1 protein-coding gene is annotated in these 1,278 nt (G+C 30.1%); it reads right to left on the reverse strand.

Going from position 1 to position 1,278, the window contains the following annotated elements; translation table 11 throughout:
- Positions 1–830: 830 nt before the first annotated feature.
- Positions 831–977 carry a hypothetical protein gene (locus tag CCAL9328_RS10570; protein WP_170000627.1) on the reverse strand — a complete coding sequence of 49 codons (147 nt, stop codon included), beginning with the start codon at positions 975–977 and terminating at the stop codon, positions 831–833.
- Positions 978–1,278 lie beyond the last annotated feature (301 nt).

A 1,278-nucleotide genomic window follows, 5' to 3' on the forward strand; every position in this document is an offset into this window, starting at 1 on the left:
ATTATCTTTATTATCTTTATTATCTGCCCCAGGCTTTTGAATTTTAACTTTATACTCTTAATAGGAGATTTGGTTATAAATAATTAATGTTATGATATGATAGGGTGATTAATATACCATTATGAAACTTTATAATAGCTCTATTTTATTAGTGATTTAGGTATAGATATATGAAATTGGTATGTTATTAAATAATTTTTTATGTTTATTTTTTAAATTAATATATTGTAATTATTTTTTATTTGTGTTATTATTTATCTTTTTATTAAAATTTCTTTATTTGCCTTGCTTATCTAAGTTATTTAAATTTTAATATTAGCAATCAAATAACTTTTTTATTTATCATAGAGTTATTTTATTATTGATTTAAAAAAGATATGTGTATCTACTAAGTAATTTTATAAATTTAATTTTAACTTAAATATATTAGATTTTATAATTGAGCTGTAGATGGCGTATGAAAAATTAAAGAAAAAAGGATTAAAAAGAATTTATAATTGTAATATAATTAAATTTTTGAGGTCGTGAGGGATTTTTGGTTGATTTGGGGAGATTGCGATTTAAAAAAGAGATAGAGTACTGAAAAAGGAGTAGTGGAATGTGTGATGATTGTTTTTTGTATTTTTTTGGGGAGGGTGTTGGTTTGTGATGGTAGCTAAACTTACATTACTTGTAAAATGATTTTTATTAAAACTTAAAAAGAGTTTTAAGAAAATTAGTTAAATCTGTGTTTCGCACAGCACCTTAAAAGGCTTTTACGGGGGGGGGTTAGGGGTTGTTAAGGGGGAAGCTAAGGTGTTGCTATCTTTCGTAGCGTCGCAAACGATGATTTACATCGTTGTTGCTGTTACGCTACTCATCTGCCAAAAATCGCTTTTATCTTTACCTACTTTTAACGCACGAACAAAGTCCGTGCTAAAGTAGCAAACTATTTTAACTCCGCACGGCAACAAGTCGCCGTTTGCGGCAAGCCACATCGGCTTGACCCCGCACTAAAGCCCCACTTGCGTGGGGTACCTCCAATTATCCACCCCAAATCTTTTTTAGTAAATTTAAAATTTATTAAAAACTCAAAAGAGTTTTTAATAAAATTAGTTAAATCTGTGCGAAAGCACAGCACCTTAAAAGGCTTTTACAAAATTTTCGCAATAGGCGCCATCTTGTAGATGAAACGACGGCGAAAATTTGGAATATTAAGAGGGAAGCCAAGGTGTTGCTATCTTTCGTAGCGTCGCAAACGATGATTTACATCGTTTTTGCTGTTACGCTACTCATCTG

Source organism: Campylobacter sp. RM9328 (assembly GCF_012978615.1).

Coding starts and splice junctions, on each gene's coding strand:
- CCAL9328_RS10570 (WP_170000627.1), bottom strand. CDS start 977: ATGTGGCTTGCCGCAAACGGCGACTTGTTGCCGTGCGGAGTTAAAATA.